12 protein-coding genes and 3 pseudogenes are annotated in these 19,216 nt (G+C 68.4%); 8 read left to right on the plus strand and 7 right to left on the minus strand.

The features are described 5' to 3' along the window. Positions 1-328: 328 nt before the first annotated feature. Together AB0915_RS32240 and AB0915_RS32245 are read left to right on the plus strand one after the other, a co-directional pair. Entirely contained in the window at positions 329-736 is a 408-nt protein-coding gene (locus tag AB0915_RS32240) for an Hsp20/alpha crystallin family protein (protein WP_366694441.1), read from the plus strand. Between the two features lie 103 nt (positions 737-839). Next, a complete protein-coding gene (locus AB0915_RS32245; protein WP_366694442.1) occupies positions 840-1,496 on the plus strand; it encodes a hypothetical protein in 657 nt (218 codons plus the stop codon). Positions 1,497-1,855: 359 nt separating this feature from the next. Here the strand turns inward: AB0915_RS32245 and AB0915_RS32250 are convergent, their stop codons facing one another. Then, entirely contained in the window at positions 1,856-2,494 is a 639-nt protein-coding gene (locus tag AB0915_RS32250) for a CBS domain-containing protein (protein WP_366694443.1), read from the minus strand. 83 nt (positions 2,495-2,577) lie between these two features. Further along, a pseudogene (locus tag AB0915_RS32255) lies at positions 2,578-2,676 on the minus strand (CBS domain-containing protein); the annotation flags it as partial. 696 nt (positions 2,677-3,372) lie between these two features. On the opposite strand from AB0915_RS32255, the gene AB0915_RS32260 reads away from it, so the two are divergent. After that, positions 3,373-4,281 carry a universal stress protein gene (locus AB0915_RS32260; RefSeq protein ID WP_366694444.1) on the plus strand — a complete coding sequence of 303 codons (909 nt, stop codon included), beginning with the start codon at positions 3,373-3,375 and terminating at the stop codon, positions 4,279-4,281. Positions 4,282-4,480: 199 nt separating this feature from the next. Then, on the plus strand, positions 4,481-6,100 hold the full coding sequence (locus tag AB0915_RS32265) for an MFS transporter (RefSeq protein WP_366694445.1): 1,620 nt from the start codon (positions 4,481-4,483) through the stop codon (positions 6,098-6,100). Between the two features lie 77 nt (positions 6,101-6,177). Here AB0915_RS32265 and AB0915_RS32270 read toward each other — a convergent pair whose 3' ends face one another. Continuing rightward, positions 6,178-6,882: a CBS domain-containing protein gene (locus AB0915_RS32270; RefSeq protein ID WP_366694446.1), complete on the minus strand. Its 705-nt coding sequence runs from the start codon at positions 6,880-6,882 to the stop codon at positions 6,178-6,180. Between the two features lie 65 nt (positions 6,883-6,947). Next, positions 6,948-7,382, minus strand: a complete 435-nt coding sequence (locus AB0915_RS32275) for a cyclic nucleotide-binding domain-containing protein (protein ID WP_366136851.1) — start codon at positions 7,380-7,382, stop codon at positions 6,948-6,950. Positions 7,383-8,006: 624 nt separating this feature from the next. Here AB0915_RS32275 and AB0915_RS32280 point away from each other — a divergent pair. Continuing rightward, on the plus strand, positions 8,007-8,885 hold the full coding sequence (locus AB0915_RS32280) for a universal stress protein (protein ID WP_366694447.1): 879 nt from the start codon (positions 8,007-8,009) through the stop codon (positions 8,883-8,885). 396 nt (positions 8,886-9,281) lie between these two features. Here the strand turns inward: AB0915_RS32280 and AB0915_RS32285 are convergent, their stop codons facing one another. From AB0915_RS32285 to AB0915_RS32295, 3 genes are all read right to left on the minus strand, one after another. Further along, complete coding sequence (locus tag AB0915_RS32285; protein ID WP_366694448.1) at positions 9,282-10,157, minus strand: universal stress protein; 876 nt, start codon at positions 10,155-10,157, stop codon at positions 9,282-9,284. 160 nt (positions 10,158-10,317) lie between these two features. Beyond that, complete coding sequence (locus tag AB0915_RS32290) at positions 10,318-10,974, minus strand: CBS domain-containing protein (RefSeq protein WP_366694449.1); 657 nt, start codon at positions 10,972-10,974, stop codon at positions 10,318-10,320. Between the two features lie 530 nt (positions 10,975-11,504). Next, positions 11,505-14,174 carry a SpoIIE family protein phosphatase gene (locus AB0915_RS32295; protein WP_366694450.1) on the minus strand — a complete coding sequence of 890 codons (2,670 nt, stop codon included), beginning with the start codon at positions 14,172-14,174 and terminating at the stop codon, positions 11,505-11,507. 903 nt (positions 14,175-15,077) lie between these two features. Here AB0915_RS32295 and AB0915_RS32300 point away from each other — a divergent pair. The 3 genes and pseudogenes from AB0915_RS32300 to AB0915_RS32310 all read left to right on the plus strand — a co-directional run. Further along, positions 15,078-15,599, plus strand: a pseudogene (locus AB0915_RS32300) (S8 family serine peptidase); the annotation flags it as partial. 232 nt (positions 15,600-15,831) lie between these two features. Continuing rightward, the gene (locus AB0915_RS32305) at positions 15,832-16,809 is read left to right on the plus strand and encodes a helix-turn-helix domain-containing protein (protein WP_366694451.1); all 978 of its coding nucleotides are present in this window, start codon (positions 15,832-15,834) and stop codon (positions 16,807-16,809) included. Then, positions 16,697-18,812, plus strand: a pseudogene (locus AB0915_RS32310) (PA domain-containing protein); the annotation flags it as partial. The gene AB0915_RS32305 and the pseudogene AB0915_RS32310, both read left to right, overlap by 113 nt. Positions 18,813-19,216 lie beyond the last annotated feature (404 nt).

The raw sequence follows: 19,216 nt of genomic DNA on the forward strand, positions 1-19,216 counted from the left end.
GTCGCAGGACAGGTGGCTCCGCAACATGACCTGCGACACCGCACGCCGATCGCACGCACCGACCACCGCTGCGCCCGCGCTTCGCGCGGACGACGGGGAACTCAGAACAGGCCCTAACGGCCTCGACACCTTCCACAGCACGCACCAGCGGGGTTGCGACCGGAACGTGCGAGGTGTCCTCGATGCACCCGCCGGGGCGAGCCGGCAAGGAGGGGCCGGACGGCCCCCGCAGGGGCCCGTTGGCCCCAAGCGGAAGTGTCCTCTGCCGGACGACATTGAAAAGGACATCGATGATGGCGCCCCCGAGGCGCCGGAAGTGGAGCACACGATGTCAGGAACGCAGATGGAGCGGAGGCACGGCCTCTTCCCCGACCTCGTGGACTGGTTCGGCGCCGAATTCCCCCGGTTCCCGGTGGGGCGGCCGACCATCGATGTTCACCCGATCCCGATCGAGATGAGTGACCAGGACCGGCAGTACGTGCCGCGAGCCGGACTACCCGGGATGGACCCCGAGAAAGACATCCGGATCCCGGTCGAAGGCGACACCCCCACCATCGGCGCCGAGCGCACCGAGAGCAGCACGGAGAAGGAACACTGGGAGTTCCGCTACCGCTCGTTCCGGCGCAGCGTCCGCCTGCCGGCCGAGATTCCGACGGACGGCGTCGAGGCGCCGTACGAGAACCGCATCCTCCCGCCGGTGGCCGTGTCTGCCCCGCACAGGAGCGGGCCGGGGTGAAAACGTCCGCACTCTTCAGGGGGTCCAGACCAGAGCTCATTTCCCAGGTGCCGAACCCACCCCTGCGCGCGGGTATGGCGACGGCACGGGGCGGAGGCGTGACATGTTCCAGTCCGACTCGCCCGGACCCGAGTCCATATGGCCCTGGAAGCGGCACGGAAGCCGAATGCGACGACCGTTCGAGCGCCGCCCGAATCCGCTGCAGCGGGCTGCCGACCGTGTGCGCAGCCGCTGGCTCGCCGCTTCCGTGCTTTTTGCGCTCGTAGCAGTGTTCTGTGGTGTCGCTGTCGGAATCAAAGTCTGGGACGCCGACAGCGTGACCGCGCAGCAGGAGGCCCGACACCGCCACCAGGTGACGGCGACGACAGTCAGCAAAGCCGAAGACAGACTCCCTGCCCGGTTTACGGGGGCTTCGGAAGCAACGGCTCGGGCCTTCTGGGAGTATCCCGCCTCCCTGCCTCATACGGACACCATCGCGGTCAGCCCCCACACGCCGGTGGGCCGGAAGGTCACGCTGTGGGTGGATGACTCGGGCAGGATTTCGGCTGCCCCGCCTTCCCGTGGAGAATGCGCCGTGCAGGCCGCCGCAGCAGGGGCCTGTGCCATGGGCGTGGTTGCTCTGTCCGCCGGATTGGTTGTCCGCCTCAGGCTCCGCCGCGTCGAGACGCGCAGCCTCGCCCAATGGGACCAGGAGTGGGAGCGCGTGGAGCCGCGTTGGTCCGGTCGGCTGCGCCGGGACTCGGGGGCCGATGACGACTGATGGCGCCTGACGGATCCACCGGCGCCAGGACCACCGCCTCTGCTTCGATGCCGCGACCGGACCCGCTGGATTCACTTCCTCTGCTGCGCCGGGAACTCGGCACCGACCCGCGCGGCTTCTCTGCACCGCGTTGCGCAGGAGCGGCTCGGCCCACTCACGGCCGACAGTGCCGGTGGCCGGAACACCGAGGTGGTACGACCAATCCGCGGCATGCACAAGATGCAGTGGCGTGTCGCGCAGAAGGGCTTTGCGTGCGGCTCAGTGGACCGCTGCGGTACTTTCCGTCGACCCGTCCAGACCGACGACGACGCTGTGGTTCATGCAACGCGTCTCCTACGGACGCAGACACGCGGACACTCTCACTGTGTTCTCCTGCCGTCCTGTGCCCTCTTGTGACCGTCCGACAGGTCGTCGCGCTCGTAGTCGAGCCGATCGATCACATCCACGACGCCGTCGACGCTCTGGCACATCCGGAGGATGACGGGAAGGAGGCTCCGGCGGGGCACGGTGCCGCTGAGGGTGACCAGACCGTCGGCGACTTCTACGGTCAGAGCCGACGGGCTGAGCCGGAGTGCGCCGGTCAGCACATCCTCAAGAATCTCCTCCTGGATCGCGTGATCCCTTCGCAGGAACAACTGGAGGAGGTCGCTGCGGGCGACTATCCCGATCAGCCTGTCGTCGGCGTCGACGACCGGCAGCCTCTTCACTCTGTGCTTCTCCATCACACGAGCAGCACGGACCGCACTCCAGTCGGGGCGGGCGGTGATGGCAGGGCTGGACATGAGATCGACTGCTGTGGGCGTACCGCTTCCGGCGTTGTGGCGACGGAGCAGATCGGCCTCGGAGACGATGCCCACGGGATGCCTGTCGTCGTCCAGTACGGGCACGGCCGTGATATCGAACTCGTCCAGAAGCCTGGTGATCTCCTTGAAAGCCGTGCCGCGCTGGACACTGACGGCCGTGGGCGTCATCAGATCCGCCACACTGCGATGCCTCATTGTCGATCACCTTCGCGTGGGATTGTCGGCGTTCAGTCGAACCGTGACGTCCACGACTCGGGCCGGCCGGCCACACGGATGAGCAGCCGCCCGTCGCCGTCGACGACCGGGAGCCGCTTCAAGTCGCCCCGCGCCATGAGACGGGCGGCGCCGGCCAGGGTCGCGTCGCGCGTCACCGTTACGCCGACGCGGTCATGAGATGTCCGGCGGTAACGGAGTGCCACGTCCACCCCCTGCCGCATGATTCCGCCCGGGGAGGGGATGTCCATACTCCGAGCGTGGGCACCGGCATGCGCAGGGGGTAGGGCCTTCCGGGGTTCGCCGCGGGCTGTTCGGCCCTCGGGCGCATGCGCGGGGACCACGAGTGGCGCGCGAGGGCCAGGTATCGAACTGGCGTGCGATTCATGTCTGAGCGCGGAGGACCGCGGGCATCCGGGGGCGCGGTGCGGTCCGCCGATCTTGCACGGGGCGTCCGCTCATGGTGTGCTGCGCGAGCAACTTCGCGACATCCTTGGAAGGAGCTGGCGGAGGCGACAGAAGGAGTGGGCGGAGACGACCGAAACGACCTCGTCGGTCATCGGGCCTCCCGCCTTGACGTGCTTCACGGAGGAAACCCGTGCCGGTTCTCGGCGATACCCCGGGGCGTAGCGCCCGTCCTCGTTCCGGACTCAGGATCCGCTGGACCACGGCACCGAAAGCAGGGCCGAACGAGCCGCACCCGGAGGCGTTCGGGCACGCCACGGCGCGGGAGAAGCCCACAGGGCGGCGGAAGCGACAGGGACACTCGGCCCCCGCGGGGTCCTGAGCGGCCCTCTTGCAGCGCGGGGGCGCGGTGCCAGGGTGAGAACTGCACCGGCAGCCTTCGGTGAGGAGGAACCATGAATTCCAGCGACAAGGGCGGCCCGGTCCTCGGAGCGCTCGTGGCCGGGGTGGACGGCTCCGAGCCCGCCAAGCGCGCAGTGCTGTGGGCCTCCGACGAAGCACTACGGCGTGATCGTCCTCTGCACCTCGTCTACGCAGCCGACACGGACAGCCGGATGATCTACGCGTCCATGGAGACCATCGAGCAGGTTCGGCACGCGGGTCGAGATCTTCTCGAGGAGACCGCAGCCATGGTGTCCGAGCGTTACCCCGGCCTGAGCGTGACGAAGGAGCTGAGCCGCCGTGAACCGGTGGTGAGCCTGCACACCGCGGCGGGAAACCACGGCACGATCGTGGTGGGCAACCGTGGTCGCGGAGGTTTCAACTCACTGCTGCTCGGCTCGGTCGGTCTGAAGGTTGCTGCGGGTGCCAGGACGCCGGTGGTCGTGGTGCGCGGCACCGAAGGCGCTCCCGCGACAGACGTCGTGCTGGTCGCCGTTCACGACGAGCACGACCTGGAATGCGCACGCCACGCGGCGAGTGAGGCGGAGCTGCGCAAGGCGTCGTTGCGGCTTCTGCACGTATGGAACGTGCTGGGGGCGGTCGGGAATGTCGTGACGATGCTCGACGCCGTGGACGAGATGGCTCGCAACCACGTTCGCACGTTGACGGGAGTGGCGGACCGTATCCGTGCCGACTTCCCGGGACTCACCGTGGAGGCGGATGCGGAGAAGGGCATGTCCGCCGCCGGTATTTTGGTTGAGGCGACTCGGCACGCGGATCTGCTGGTCGTGGGCGGGCGACGCTCGCCCGGGACCTTCGGCCCGACGCTCGGCCGGGTCACCCACAGCCTGCTGCACCATGCGAACTGCCCGGTCGAGCTGATCCCGCGGCACGGCAAGCGGACGACGAGTGAGTCGCAATGAACAGTGAGGCGCGCTGTCATGCGAGGGGCGGTATCGGTGCCGTCGACGGAGTAGGTGCGGTGCGCCTTCCCCGCCGGTGAGGCTCGGCTGCAGCGACCGCTGTGCCGGCCCGGCAATGCGGCTCTCCGTACTCGGCCAACTGACTGATCTGATGCAGCGCTGACCCTGTGCCTGCCGGCAGCTGTGCGAGGCTCCGCCCATGACAGTCGCTGCAGACACCTCCGATGGGATGCCGGCCACAAGGATCGTTCTCATCACATTGGCGGCGGGTCAGTTCTTGATGGCTCTCGACAGCTCGGTCATGAACGTCTCCATCGCCAGTGTCGCCGCCGACGTGGGGACGACGGTGACCGGTATCCAGGGTGCGATCACGGCCTACACGCTCGTGATGGCGATGTTCATGATCTGCGGCGGAAAGGTGGGTGCGCTCGTCGGCCGTAAGCGCGCCTTCATGGCCGGCTGCGTCGTCTATGGCTGCGGGTCTCTCACCACCGCGCTCGCTCCGAACCTCACCGTACTCATGGTTGGGTGGTCGTTCCTCGAGGGAATCGGAGCGGCGCTGATCCTGCCGGCGATTGTGTCGCTCGTAGCGGGGAACTTCACTGTGGAACGGCGTCCTGCCGCCTACGGGATCGTCACCGCTGCAGGAGCGGTGGCCATTGCACTCGGGCCGATCATCGGCGGCGTCGCGACGACCTACTTCTCCTGGCGTTGGGTGTTCGCCGGCGAGGTGGTGGTGGTGGTCGGGATCCTCCTGTTCACCCGCCGTATTGCCGACGCGCCCCTCGCCAGGCGACCGCGCATCGACATTCCTGGCGCGCTGCTCTCCGGCCTGGGCGTTGGAGTCTTTGTCTTCGGTGTACTCCGCTCGGCCGAATGGGGTTGGTTCGTCCCCAAGGCCGGAACCCCGTCCGTGCTCGGCATCTCCCTGGTTGTCTGGTTGATGCTGGCAGGGCTGTTCCTGGTCTGGCTCTTCTTCCGTTGGGAGGTCCGACTCTCGGACCACGGCAAGGAGCCGCTCATCGACCCTGAATTCCTGAAGAACCGGCAACTCACCGGTGGCCTGACGATGTTCTTCTTTCAATATCTGGTGCAGATGGGGGTGTTCTTCATTGTCCCGCTGTACCTGTCGGTCGCGCTTGGCCTCCCGGCAATCGATACCGGTGTCCGCATCCTTCCGTTGTCTTTGACGCTGCTCGCAGCCGCCACCGCGATTCCGCGCTTTCTCCCGCACGCTTCGCCGCGGCGCGTGGTGCGCCAGGGGATCTTCGCGCTTCTCGTGGGGGCGATTGTCCTTCTCGCGGCACTCGATACGGAGGCGGGCGCGGAGATTGTCACTATTCCCCTCCTGCTCATCGGATACGGGATGGGGGCGCTGGCGTCGCAACTCGGTTCGGTCACCGTGTCGGCGGTGCCCGACGAACAGAGCGCCGACGTGGGTGGCGTCCAGAACACCGTCACCAATCTCGGCGCATCGATCGGCACCGCGCTGGCCGGGTCGATTCTCATCGCCGCCCTGACGTCTTCGTTTCTCGCCAACATCGAACGGAGCCCAGCGATCCCGACTGAAATCAAGGCACGGGCGAACATCGAGCTCTCCAGTGGCGTACCGTTTCTGTCGGACGCCCAGCTCAAGAAGCAACTCGACGAGGCGGGTGCACATACGGATGCGGCACAGGCCGCTCTCGATGCCAACGCCGACGCAAGGGTCGACGCTCTGCGAGCCGCTCTCGCCGTCCTTGCTCTCGCCGGGCTGATCGCTTTGTTCTTCACTCATCGCATCCCCGCGACCCAACCCCATAGTCGTCGTAAGGGCTGACCCACTGCGATCCCGTCGGGGTCTTCCGGGCGCTCCCGTCGATCACCGCCCTGAAGTCGAACAAGGAGACGAAGCGGTCAGTCCTGCAACGGTGACCGCCCCGAAGACGACCACGGTGCCGTGAACGGCCCCTTTTCAGGTTCCTCACCCGTGGTCCCGTCCAGTTCCAAGCGGATGTCCACAACGCCCTCGACCGCTCGGGTGGCTCGGGCGAGCAACGGGATGAGCGTCCGGTCGCGTACCGCACCGCCGAGCGTGACCACTCCGTCCACGACGGATACGGTCACCGCTCCTCCGGGGTGGGACAAGTCGGTGACGGTGCGTCGGATCTCGTCGGCAAGGTCTTCGTCCGAGCGGAGAAAGACCTTCAACAGATCACTGCGGCTGACGACTCCCTCCAGCAGTCCGGTCGCGTCGACCACTGGCAGCCGCTTCACGTGGCGCTGGGCCATGATGCGTGCCGCCTCTGCTATAGGGGCGTCAGGATGGACCGTCACTGCAGGACTCGACATCAGCTCCTTCGCGCTGACGGCGCCCGCCTTCAGTCTGTCGGTCAAAGGCAGCTCCGGCCGGGTCGGGTCGTCGGTCCGGGACTCCTCCTTGGGGAGCAGATCGGCCTCCGAGACGACGCCGATCACTCGTCCCTCGCCCTCGAGCACAGGAAGGGCGCTCACCCTCCACTCTTTCATCAGCTCGACGATCTGCTTGTAACTGGCCTGTCCTCCCACCGCGATGGCGGTGTGGGTCATGACATCGCTGACCGTGTGCGGTGAATCAGGCATGGCGATCTCCTCACCGGGGCCCGTCCGACCGGGACGGCGGATCAGGTGACATGGGGCAGCCCCCTTCAGTGCGGTGCGTACAGGTCCAGCAGACGAGCCCTGGCGGACTGGAGCCGGTGGGCTATCACCTGGCCTACCCACAAGGCCACGGCGGCGGCCAGTTCCGGGTCCAAGTCGCATGCGTGGCGCACCTGCGCGGCATCGAGTTCGTAGGCGCGCACGGGCGTCATCGCCTCTGCTCCGAGCTGCCACACATAGGGGCTGAACAGCCAAGACCAGCCGACCAGCTCTCCGTGCCCGAGCGACTCGATGACCGCCGGCGGTCCTTTCGGCACGTGAAAGTCGAGGCTGACGGTGCCGGTCCGCACGATCCAGAAGTGGTCGGCACGCTGCCCTTCCTCAAAGATGCGTGTCCCCTCCGGGAACGACACTTCCCGGGCGAACTGCATGAGCCGGTCCCGGTGCCTGATGCCCAGCGACCGGAGGGTTGGAGTGGTCATGATCTGGTCTCCTCCACGGGGCGGCACGGATCTTGAGATCGTTGTTGGAAGAGCCTGAGCCGGAGCCGTGTTCCTCTCGGCACTGGGCGTCCTTGTCCTGTGTGCGCGTCCTGCCGGTGGGGATCCACATGCTCGTACCATCCGCGGGCCGAGGCTGCCGTCGTGACTCGGTTCCGGTCATGTCGTGCTTCCTCCGACGGAACTGAGAACAGCCTGCCCCGAATGACCTGTGGTCCCCAGGGGCTCTACGGGGGTGACCCGGGGACCAATCGGCCCTAGATGTGAGCCTGGCTTCGCGCCAGCGACCGACCGCATGAGGAGCATGCGCCCCGCTGAGGGAGCGAACAGGGCATTCGGGTTGTCGTCCCACCGTGCTCCACGGCGGGACCCGAGCCGGAGGGGAAGAGTCAGCAACGTACAGGGGCCGGGGCAGAGGGATGGATCCGCATCGAACACCTACGCCAGATCCTCCTGAGGTGGTATATACCGATCACGTCTTTTATTACGAATATTAGGTCGAATGTCCCTGATCGGGTCCTGATCATCCCTCCTGGGAAGTTCAGAGGGGTGGCACGGTGGCGACGTGGGCATCCGACGGCAACGGGACGAAAGGCGATGGGGACCATGGAGCAGTCCTTGGTCGTGGGCGTGGATGGATCGGATTCGAGCTTCCGGGCGGTCGACTGGGCCGTGGAGGAGGCAGCCCGGCACAGCCTTCCTCTGAGAGTTGTCTACGCCTCCCGATGGGAACGCTACGAGGGGGCAGGCCTGTATCGGGGCGTGGAGCGCCCCTCCGAGCAGATTCTGGCCGACAGCATCGTGGCCACCGCGGTCACGCGCGCCAGCACCCGTAATCCCGATCTGAAGATCACCACCGAGGTTCTGGCGGAGGACACGGTCAACGCGCTGCTCGACGAGGCGCACGAGGCTGCGATGCTGGTTGTCGGATCCAGGGGCCGGGGCCAGCTCAAGGAGCTCCTGCTGGGTTCCGTAAGTCTGGCCCTGGCGTCCCGGGCCCAGTGCCCGGTCATCGTGGTACGTGGTGACGCGGCAGGAACAGCCGGAGCACACGGCCGCATCCTGCTCGGCGTCGCGGACGTGGCCCACGGGTCGGCTGCCGTGAGGTTCGCCTTCCGTGAGGCTGCCACCCGGCACTGTGAGATCGACGCAGTACGTGCCTGGCGTCGCCCCGCGTCCGAAGCGGTCGGCCGGCCGCACACCAAGGACTCTCCGCCGCCCCTCACCTGGGAGATGCGGGCGGCGACAGAGCTTGACCAAGCGCTTGCGGCCTCGATCGAGGAGAACCCGGCCGTTGCCGTCTCCCGCTCCACTGTCGAGGGGCCGGCCCATCACGTTCTCGTCTGGCGCTCCGCCGCCGCCGACCTCCTTGTCGTGGGTGCTTCGCGGCGCAAGGGGCACGTGGGTCTGCAACTCGGCCGGACAGCCCATATGGCGCTCCATCACTCCAGCTGTCCTGTCGCAGTGGTACCCCACCGTCCATGAACCACCGCCGAGTCGAGGAGGTGGACGGACAGTGGGCAGACCTGCGTGGCCTGCGGCGTTTGACAGACCAATGCCCTCGCGACCTTCGTATCAGGAGGACCGCCATGGACGGCACCGTGTTCGGCACACGACCGGGCAGTCAGGCGCTCGGACCGGTCGTTGCCGGTTCGGACGGCGCGGACCATGCCGCCAGGGCTGTGCTCCGGGCCGCCCAAGAAGCCGCCTCGTGCCGGACTCGTGCCAGCGCCTCCAGCGGCCGGTCTCTCCGGGGCGTCCTCGGCGTCCGGCCAGGGCACGAAAGGCATCGACCTTCCCTCGCTGCGCACGGCAGGCATACCCCCGTGTGTCGTCCCGCCCGCGCCGGACCGCCTCCGGAACGCCGAGCCGGAGACTGCCTCAGTCGTGGGCGACGACGGCGACCGGAGAGGTCGCGTGGTGGATCACGGCATGCGTGGTGGAGCCGATGCGAACACCCAGCAATGAGCGGCGGATCCGGCGGCCGACGACGATCAGACCGGCGTCGGCACCGGCTTCCAGGAGCTGCTGCGCGGTGTGTCCCATCGGGGTACGGGCGGTCACCTCGACCGTGGGGAACGTGTCCCGCCAAGGCCTGAGAGCCTGGTCCAGGCCGGTGGTCGCGCTCTGGTTGATGCGCGCAAGCATTCCGGGATCGTAGGCCGATCCGTACCCGTAGAACTGCGGGGGCGGCCAACTGTGCAGGGCATGCAGCGGGCAGGACCGGCGCGACGCCTCCTCGAACGCGAACGCGAGCAGGGCGTCACAGGGCCGGCTGATGTCGACACCGACGACTACGTCGCGCCGGGTGTGCTGCTCGGTCTCGTGAGGCAGCGCGTCCTCTCCGCTGCGTACGAGTACCACCGGCCGCTCGGTGGTGTGCATGACGGCCATGCCGACGGAGCCGAGCACGAAGCCGGTCACGCTGCCGAGCCCGCGGGATCCCATCACGAGCATGTCGGCAGTTGCCGCGCCTGTGGCGAGCGAGGCTGCGGGCGGGCCGTCGACCGACTGCGTGGTGATGTCGAGTCCCGGGTGAGCGCGGCGCAGTTCGTCGGCCATTTCCTGCAGGACGGTTTCGGCCCAGCCACGCCGCGCGTCGGAGGCTGCTGCGGGGATGCCGAGCGGCAACGGCCACGGCTCCGCGTGGATGAGGTGCAGGGCCGCATCCCGCAGACGGGCCTCGCGCGCCGCCCAGCGGGCAGCGGCTGCGCTTTCGGGGAATGCGTCGAGGCCGACGATGATGTGGTGGTCCAAGGCGCCCTCCTCACGAGTGCGGTGCTGTGGGGTGTGCCGAAGGATTCGTCCTCGCCCGTGGCGGAGTGGAACGGCGGGCATCCGTCGGTCATCGGATCGGTGCAGGTCGCGGTCCGCGGCACCGGACGCAGACCGCCGGTGCCTTGAGAAGGCCGTAGGGTCACCCGACGGACGCGTCGTCGACGGCGTATCCGAGGTGCTGTGCCACATGAACCACTCCGTCGACCGTGCGGCACAGCCGTTCGATCACCGGGATCAGGCTCTTGAACCGCACCGAGCCGTTCAGTTCGACACGGCCGTCGGTCACTTCGACGGTGATGGCGCCGGGGTCCTGGTGCAAGGTCAGGTCGAGTACGTCGCCGGTGATCTCGTGGCGGATGGTTTCGTCGTCGCGCAGGAAGATCTTGAGCAGATCGCGCCTGCTGACGACGCCCACCAGTGTGTCCGCCTCGTCCACGACCAGCAGTCTTCTGACGCTCTGCGCCTCCATGAGCCGGGCCGCCTCGGCGACGGTCCAGTCCGCCCTGGCGCACACGGCGGGCGCGGACATCAGTTCCTCGGCCCGCGTGCCCTCCGCTTTCTCCCGCTTGCGGGGCTCGGGAGCGGGCAGGGACCGGAGGAAGTCTCCCTGATCGGCCGACTTCGGCAGCAGGTCGCCTTCCGATACCACTCCGAGCGGGTGCCCCACGTCGTCGACGACCGCGACGGCCGACACCTGGTGCTCAGTGAGTGTGCGCACGATGTCCTTGAACGCCGCGTTCCTCGGGACCGTGACGACCTCGCGGGTCATCAGCTCGCCAATGTCTCGATGTCTCACCCGTCCACTCCTATCGCCTTGCGGCTTCTCGGGCGTTGACCGACATGTCGTCATGCTCGTACGTGAGCCGATTGGCACGTTCACCACTCCGCCGACGCTCCGGCACGACCGCAGGACTACGGAGGGCGCGGCTCGACCGGGGCACGGTGCCGTTGAGGGGCAACACCTCTTCGGTGACTCATGACTCCTCCCGGAACAGTGATCCGCATCTCCGAGCCTGAGGGCCGGGAAACGCGCCGGGTAGGGTCGTCCGGGGTCGGGTGGAAGCTGTTCGGCCCTGGTGGCCGCCTGCCACTCGGGGTGCTTTCATGAAATTGACGGAAAGAGTCCTTACCAGGATGCGGAGAAGCGGCTGGCGGCCGTGCACCGCACAATCGGGATCCGCGAGAAGCGGATGGGCTCTTTCCGCCCTTGCGTGGAGCGGCGGCGCACCGGTGGCCACGATCGCGGGCCGGGTCGGGATCCGCCGCGGGGGGTTGATCAGGACGACGACGTCGGCGACGGGGCCCTGTCGTTTGCGCCCGCGGCGATCAGGACAGCGGCAGCTGTGCCCAGATGACCTTGCCTTCATGGGTATACCGCGTGCCCCAGTTCTCGGCGATCCGCGAGACGAGGAACAGTCCGCGGCCTCCCTCGTCCATGGTGGCCGCGTACCTCAGATGGGGTGAGGTGCTGCTGCCGTCGGATACCTCGCAGATCAGGCTGCGGTCACGCAGCAGCCGCACCCGGACCGGCGCGGAGGCGTGCCGGATGGCGTTGGTGATCAGCTCGCTGAGTATCAACTCGGTGGTGAACGCCATTTCCGACAGGCCCCAGTCGTCCAGCTTCTCCACGACGGCGGCGCGTATCCCGGCTACGGCGGCGGGGTCGAACGGAACGTCCCATTCGGCGATCTGGTCGGCGGAAAGCGCGCGGGTGCGGGCGATGAGCAGTGCTACATCGTCCTTGGCCTGGGTGGGAAGGAGTGCGTCGAGCACCGCCTGGCAGTGCTGTTCCGGCGAACGGCCCGGATGGGAAAGGGCCTGGCGGAGCAGGTGCATCCCCACATCGATGTCCCGGGTGCGGTCCTCGATCAGCCCGTCGGTGTAGAGGACCAGCTGAGCACCCACGGCCAGATCCAGTTCGGCGGTCTTGAACGGCATGCCGCCGAGCCCCAGCAGTGGCCCGTCGGGAAGCTCGGGGAACTCCACGCTGCCGTCGGGGTGGACCAGCGCGGGGAGATGATGCCCGGCGCGGGCCATGGTGCAGTGCCGGGAGACCGGATCGTAGATCGCGTACAGGCACGTGGCTCCCACGATGCCTGCACCGACGTCCGTGCTCCCCTCCTCCTTGTCGATGCGGTCCACGAGGTCGTCGAGGTGGCCGAGGAGCTCATCGGGCGGCAGATCGAGCGTGGAGAAGTTGTGCACAGCGGTGCGTAGCCGCCCCATGGTGGCGGCGGCGTGCAGCCCATGGCCGACGACGTCACCGACGACCAACGCGACGCGGTTGCCCGACAGCGGAATCACATCGAACCAGTCACCGCTGACTCCGGACTGTGCGGGCAGATAGCGGTGGGCGACATCCAGGGCGTTCTGTTCGGGCAGAGCACGTGGCAGCAGGCTGCGCTGCAACATCACCGCCAGGGCGTGTTCGCGGGTGTACCGGCGTGCGTTGTCGATGCTGACCGCGGCACGGGCGACCAGCTCCTCGGCGAGTGACCGGTCCTCCTCGTCGAACGCTCCGGCTTCCCGCGAGCGCCAGAAGTTGGTCATGCCCAGAACCACGCCCCGCGCCAGCAGTGGCGTCGTGAGGAGTGAGTGGATTCCGTAGTCGACGACCTTGTCTGTCCGTTCCGGGTCCTGAGCGCGCCATTCGGGTGCGGAGGACAGATCGGGAACCATCACCGACCGCCCGGTGGCAAGTCCGCGTGCCTGAGGTGTGGAGGGGAGATAGGAGATGAGCTTGTCGCACGGGTAGAGGGGGTGGTCGTCCCGGATGCCGCTGACGGCGGTGCGGCGCATGGCGGCAGCGGTGCCGGTCGGTTCCTCCCCGTGCAGGACGGGGGCGGCAAGGTCGACCGTGACGAAGTCCGCGATACGGGGGACGGCGATCTCGGCCAGTTCCTCGGCCGTGCGCGTCACGTCCAGGGTGGTGCCCATGCCCACACCCGCGTCGTACAGCAGCTTGAGGCGTTCGTTCGTCGTTTCCACCTTGCCCGACAGCGCCAGGAGCTGGGTGGAGTCGCGCAAGGTCGCCACCGTTCCCAGGGGGCTTCCGTCGCGGGCCGTGCGCCGCTGGTTCACCACCAGCATGCGGTCCCCGGCCAGGTACACCTCGTCCGTGGCCACGCGGCCGGAGACAAGCAGCTCCGCCGTGGCCGGGTCGAGGCTCTCCAGTTCCTTGACGGGGCGCCCCTGGGCGTCGGGCGGCAGATCAAGAAGCCGTTCGGCCTCGTCGTTCGCCAGCAGCAGCCGACCGTCGTGTCCGACGATGAGCACCCCTTCGCGGACGGAATGCAGCACCGCGTCATGGTGCTCGTACATGCGGGTCATCTGGGCGGGATCGAGCCCGTGGGTCTGCCTTCGCAGCCGCTTGGCCACCAGGGCGGCCCCGCCCGTGGCCAGGGCGAGCGCGGCGGCCCCGCTGGCAAAGATGACCAACAGCTGCCTGTCGACCACGCTGGCGATGTTCTCGACCTTGAGACCGGCGGCCACCAGGCCCACGACGGAGTGGTCGGGAGCGTTGACGGGGACCACCGCCTGGACTTCACGACCAAGGGGCCCGCGGACGGTCTCCACGTGGACCTGGCCCGCCAGCGAAGGTTCGATGGTGCCGACGAATGTCTTTCCGATGAGCTCCGGACGGGGGTGTGTGTAGCGAGTCCCGTGTGTGTCCATCACCACGATGAAGTCGACGCCGGCCAGCTGCCGCGCCTCCTCGGTGAGCGGCTGCAGCACTTTTGGGGGATCCGGAGATTTGAGCGCCGCCACAACCCCCGGAGAGTGTGCGAACGTCTGTGCTGTAGCCACCGAGACGTGCTTCGCCTCCGTCTCGGCGTCGTGCAACGATTGGAGGACCAGCGCCAGAACCGCGCCCGCGACAAGCAGGACAATGACCACCGCCTGCAGGATGAATACCTGCCCGGCTACGCTTCGCGGACCCTTGCCGCTCAGTGACCGAGCCGACCCGCTCCGGGATCGGTCGGAATGGTCGACCATGTCGACATTCCTAACACTTTCTTGCAATGTATGCCCATTGGGTCACTCACCGTCCGATTGCCTTCGGCCGATTCGCCACAGCCTCGGCTCCACCCAGTGGATGCCATGCGGCGCAGGGGACATGGATGCTCCGGTCGGCGACGATGAGATCTACCTCAGGCCACTGATTCAATCGTGCGCCACAAGGTGGCCCCGCGCGGATCGGCCGGGCACGCGCGACACGTCGCGGTCCCTCGGCCCGGGTCAGGCCGCGGCCCCTGCGCGCAACGATTCCGCGGGGGCAGCACTCCCCGCAGAGCACCGGCCTCCGGCGAGGACTCCGGCGTCTGCTGCACCGACGACTCGCATACGACGTCGAGTCTCCGCCATGGCGGAGACTCGACACACGGTGACCGTCGCCCTTCCGAGGCCGGTCGCATTTGATCGATCGTCGTGTACAGACACTCGATACCCGCAGCGTGCGCGCTGCTCCTCGTCTCGTTCATCCTGCCCAGTGACCTGGCGCACGCGGACTCGGACGAACCGTCCGGGCCGTCGGTGACGCGCATCGTCACGCTCGACAGCGCCCCGCCCGCGCAGCAGGCCGCCCCGCAGGACCGGGCAGCGGCCCGCCGTACGGTCTCTGATGCGCAGCGGACGCTGGTCGACGCCGCGCACGGCGCGGGCATGACGCTGTCCGTGCGACGCCAGTACCGCAATGTCGTCAACGGTCTCCTCGTCGAGGTGCCCGCCGGCCAGACCGGCCGACTGGCCGAACTCCCCGGAGTGGCCGAGGTCACCGAGCCGGTGACGTACGAGATGCCCGAGCGGCCCACCCCGGTGCCCAAGGAGGTCCTCGCAAAGGCCGTTGCCCAGGCGGGCCATGACGTACGGTCCGGCGATACGGCCCCCTCGGGCCGGGAAATGGTGACGGCCACGGATCTCACCGGCGTCCCGCAGGCCCATCGCCTGGGATACACGGGCAAGGGGGTAACCGTCGGCATCATCGACAGCGGCATTGCGTACGACCATCCGGCGCTCGGCGGCGGAGGCTTCCCCAACGCCAAGGTGGTCGGCGGCTACGACTTCGCGGACGAGGACGCCGACCCGTACGACGACAAGTTCGGCCCGGCAGCCGGGCACGGCACCCACGTCGCGGGCATCGTCGCCGGGGACGACACGCACATCGAGGGCGTCGCCCCGGACGCCACGCTGCGCTCCTACCGGGTGTTCGGTACGAAGAACGCGCCGACCGACGCCATCGTCCTGGCCGCACTCGACCGGGCCGCCGCCGACGGGGTGGATGTCGTCAACATGAGTCTCGGTTCGACCGGCGACCGCAGCAGCAGTGTGCTGTCGCTCGCCGTGAACCACCTGGTGGACTCAGGGGTTCCCACCGTCGTCGCCAACGGAAACGGCTACGCCGGTCCGTTCAACGCCGCGGCGCCCGCAGTGGCGGACGGGGCGATCGCGGTCGGCAGCACCTACAGCAACCGCTACCCGTTCCTCGCGTTCACGCTCGACGACGGCTCGACGGCCAGGACACGATCACCGTGGCCGCGCACGGCAGGTCCACCGGCCGCCGCGGTTTCGACGGATCTGGTGACACCGCCCAGACCCTGCAGTCGGGTGCGCCAGGCCGCGCTGCAAGAATCCGGCGGTACACACGGACCGGAGGGTGGCTTTGGCACTGGAGGATCTCGGGCTCGGCGCCTGCGAGGAGTCCGTATACAGGGTACTGATCGAGCGGCCCTCGGCCTCGCTCGCAGAGGTGGCCGCGGCGGCGGCCGTCCCCGACGCGGAAGTCGCGGACGCGTTGAACTCGCTCGCGGCTCGCGCCCTGGTCAACAGGCGACCCGGAAGCGGTCATTACGTCGCCGCGCCACCGTCGGTCGCGCTCGGCACGGAACTGACCGAGCGCCGCATCCGCCTCCATCGTGCGGAACTCGCGCTCGCCGAGCTGGTCGAGACCTACCGGACCGGGTCCATGGGACGCGCGCAGCGCGATCTCGTGGAGGTCGTCGAGGGGCGGGGTGCCGTGCGCCAGCGGTACCTCCAGCTCCAGCTCTCCTCCCGGCACGCCATCGACACGTTCGTCACCGGCGACGTCCAGGTGGTCGGTCCGGAGAACACCGAGGAGCCGACCGTGCTGTCGCGCGGCCTGCGGGTGCGCGCCGTCATCGACCAGTCGTTCCTGGGCGAACCGAGCGCCGCCGACAACGTGGACGAATCGCTCGCCCGGGGCATGCGGATCCGGACGGTCGACGGCGTACCGCTCAAGCTGATCGTCTGCGACGGCGAGAAGGCGATGCTCCCGCTGCGTGGCTCCGGCAGCGAGGTCGACCCCAGCCTCGTCCTGCGCGGCGGCCTCGCCAACGTTGCCCAGGCACTCTTCGACGCCGTATGGGAACGGGCCCGCCCCTACGGCGAACCGCACCACGGGATCAATGCCCTCGACACCCGCATTACTGCGTCTGCTGCTCGCCGGTCTCACCGACCACGCGGTGGCCGCGCAGGTGGACCTGGCGAGGGCCGGAAGTCGGCCGGTCACCCTGGCGCTGACCGCCGAGGGCGCTCCCGCCGGCGTGGTCACCCTCGCCGACTCCACCCTCACCGTGCCCGCGCACGGCACCGCGCAGACCACGGTCACCGGTGACGGCACCACCGCGCCCGTCGGCACGACCTCCGGCCGGATCGTCGCCAAGGACGGCGACACAGTGGTGGCACACACGGCCTTCGGCCTGACCAAGGAGGAGGAGCGCTACACCCTCACGGTCCACGTCAAGGACCGCGACGGCGCGGCGTCCGCCGCATACCTGGCCGTACAGAAGCTGGCCAAGGGCGCGTCGGCCTTCCCGGCCGCGGTCGACGACTCCGGCACGCTCAAGCTGCGCCTGCAACCCGGCACGTACACCCTGTCCAGCTTCCTCGACGTGCGCGGCAGCAACGGCAAGGACTCGCTCGGCCTCGGTCTTCTCACCGAGCCCGAGGTCACTCTGGACCGTGACCGCGAAGTCACGCTCGACGGGCGGACGTTGCGGGAGACCCGGGCCGAAGTGGATCAGCGGACCCAGACCCGTCAGCTGAGCATGAAGTTCAACCGGGCTGCGAACGGCGCGTCCTACACCGGGGCCGCGCTGGTCCCGCCGAAGTACGACAGCATCTTCGCCGCGCCGACCCACAAGCCCGCCACGGGCACCTTCGAGTACCGGACCGCGTGGCGGCTCGGCAAGCCGCAGCTCGATGTCGAAGCGGGTGGCAAGCGGCTCGGCGAGGCGGTCCTCCAGTACGGAACGGACCTGTTCACCGGGCGGAAGCGGATGTCCCTCGTGGACGCGGGCAGCGGAAGCGCCGCCGACTACGCCGGCAAGGACGTGACGGGCAAGGCGGTCGTCGTGCGCCGCACCGACGCGATCACCCCGGCCGAACTGGCCCAGAACGCACAGGACGCGGGTGCCAAGGCCCTGTTCGTCACCGACGACGTTCCCGGGCGGCTCATGGCCTCGTTCGCCGGGGCCGGCGGGGCGACACGTCCGCTGTACATCGCGACGGTGAACGCCGCGGACGGGGCGCGACTGATCGAGGCCGCGCGACTCGACCGGGGTGTCGAACTGACCGGCACCCAGTACACGCCGTACGTGTACGACCTCACCGAGGGATACCCGGGGGCGATCCCCACTGACCTGACGTACCGGCCCGGCGAGAACGAACTGGCCGTCGTCAACAGCAAGTTCCATGCGGCGAAGGCGGCCGACGGCGGCGAGTTCCGTTACTCGATCACCGACACCTTCCCCGTCGGCATGGGCTTCCAGGAGAAGATCAAGTTCCCCACGGAGCGCACCGATTACATCAGCGCCGGCCCCGACCGGGGGTGGCACGAGTCCATGTCGAACGGCCCGAGCGCCATCGAGGAGCGCGGCGGCATCGTGCACTACCGCGGCGGCACGCGCTCCGCGACCGACTGGTTCAAGCCGGTCTGGCACCCGTGGCTGGGCACCGGCCTCGCCTGGGGCCAGCAGCGCGCAGGCAACAACCTGCAGTTCAACACGCCGGGCTGGGGCGACTCGGGCCCGGACCACACCGGCTTCGGCGATGTGTGGAACCAGAAGTCGATGACCCAGTTCACCGAGGTGTACGTGGACGGGGTGCGGGTCGACCGGAAGACCGGCTCGGGGGCGTACGCCCGGAACGTCAAGCCGACCGAGCAGGACTTCAGGGTCGTCACCGACACCACCCTGGACCCGGAGGTCTGGCGCCTCGCCACGAAGGGCCACTCCGAATGGACCTTCAAGTCGGCCGCCACACCGGCAGAGCATTGGACGTATCTGCCGATGCTCAATCTCGGGTTCGACGTCGACACCGACCTGCACGGTGATGTGCGCGCCGGAATGCCTGGATCTCGGGATCTTCTCCGAGTACGTCAAGGGCGCGCCGGACACCGGGAGGATCACCGGCTCCACGCTGGAGGTCTCCTTCGACGACGGCGCGACGTGGACGTCCGTCGAACTCGACGGCGTACGCGGCAAGTCCGCCGCCTGGGCCGGCTCGGTGCGGGTGCCGGACGGCGCGCAGTACATGTCCGTGCGGGCCTCGGCCGCCGACGACAAGGGCGGCTCGGTCAAGCAGGAGATCATCCGCGCGGTGGGTGTGCGGAAGTAGCCGACGGGGTGGAGTCGCGCAGTAGGCGGCACGGCTCCCACCTGCCGTATGTGCTGAGCACATGGAGCTGACCGCGGCAGCCCTCGCTGCCGTGGTCAGCTGTGCGCGGACCTACGCCCGCGCGGTGGGTCCGGTCCTCCCGTGCTGCGTCGCCCCGGGCCTGCGGAACCAGCCTCCCGAACAACCAGCAGTGCCGACTTCTCCCGCTACCTTCCCCGGGCGACATCCCCGAAGGCGGTCGTGGGCTGGACTGCAGCAACGTCCTCCAGCTGACCGTCGTCTTCGCGCCGGCCGCCGCTCGGGATTCCCTGCCGGTGCGCGCCAATAATTGCCACCCACCGCCAATACAGCTTGTTTATTCGTCATTACGGTGCGCGAATATGGCGCCCTTTATATGACGCAGA

This window comes from Streptomyces sp. NPDC048411 (assembly GCF_040704695.1).
Taxonomy (GTDB): domain Bacteria; phylum Actinomycetota; class Actinomycetes; order Streptomycetales; family Streptomycetaceae; genus Streptomyces.

Coding starts and splice junctions, on each gene's coding strand:
- AB0915_RS32270 (WP_366694446.1), bottom strand. CDS start 6,882: ATGCCTGATTCACCGCACACGGTCAGCGATGTCATGACCCACACCGCC.
- AB0915_RS32295 (WP_366694450.1), bottom strand. CDS start 14,174: ATGGTCGACCATTCCGACCGATCCCGGAGCGGGTCGGCTCGGTCACTG.
- AB0915_RS32250 (WP_366694443.1), bottom strand. CDS start 2,494: ATGAGGCATCGCAGTGTGGCGGATCTGATGACGCCCACGGCCGTCAGT.
- AB0915_RS32245 (WP_366694442.1), top strand. CDS start 840: ATGTTCCAGTCCGACTCGCCCGGACCCGAGTCCATATGGCCCTGGAAG.
- AB0915_RS32265 (WP_366694445.1), top strand. CDS start 4,481: ATGACAGTCGCTGCAGACACCTCCGATGGGATGCCGGCCACAAGGATC.
- AB0915_RS32260 (WP_366694444.1), top strand. CDS start 3,373: ATGAATTCCAGCGACAAGGGCGGCCCGGTCCTCGGAGCGCTCGTGGCC.
- AB0915_RS32240 (WP_366694441.1), top strand. CDS start 329: ATGTCAGGAACGCAGATGGAGCGGAGGCACGGCCTCTTCCCCGACCTC.
- AB0915_RS32275 (WP_366136851.1), bottom strand. CDS start 7,382: ATGACCACTCCAACCCTCCGGTCGCTGGGCATCAGGCACCGGGACCGG.
- AB0915_RS32280 (WP_366694447.1), top strand. CDS start 8,007: ATGGAGCAGTCCTTGGTCGTGGGCGTGGATGGATCGGATTCGAGCTTC.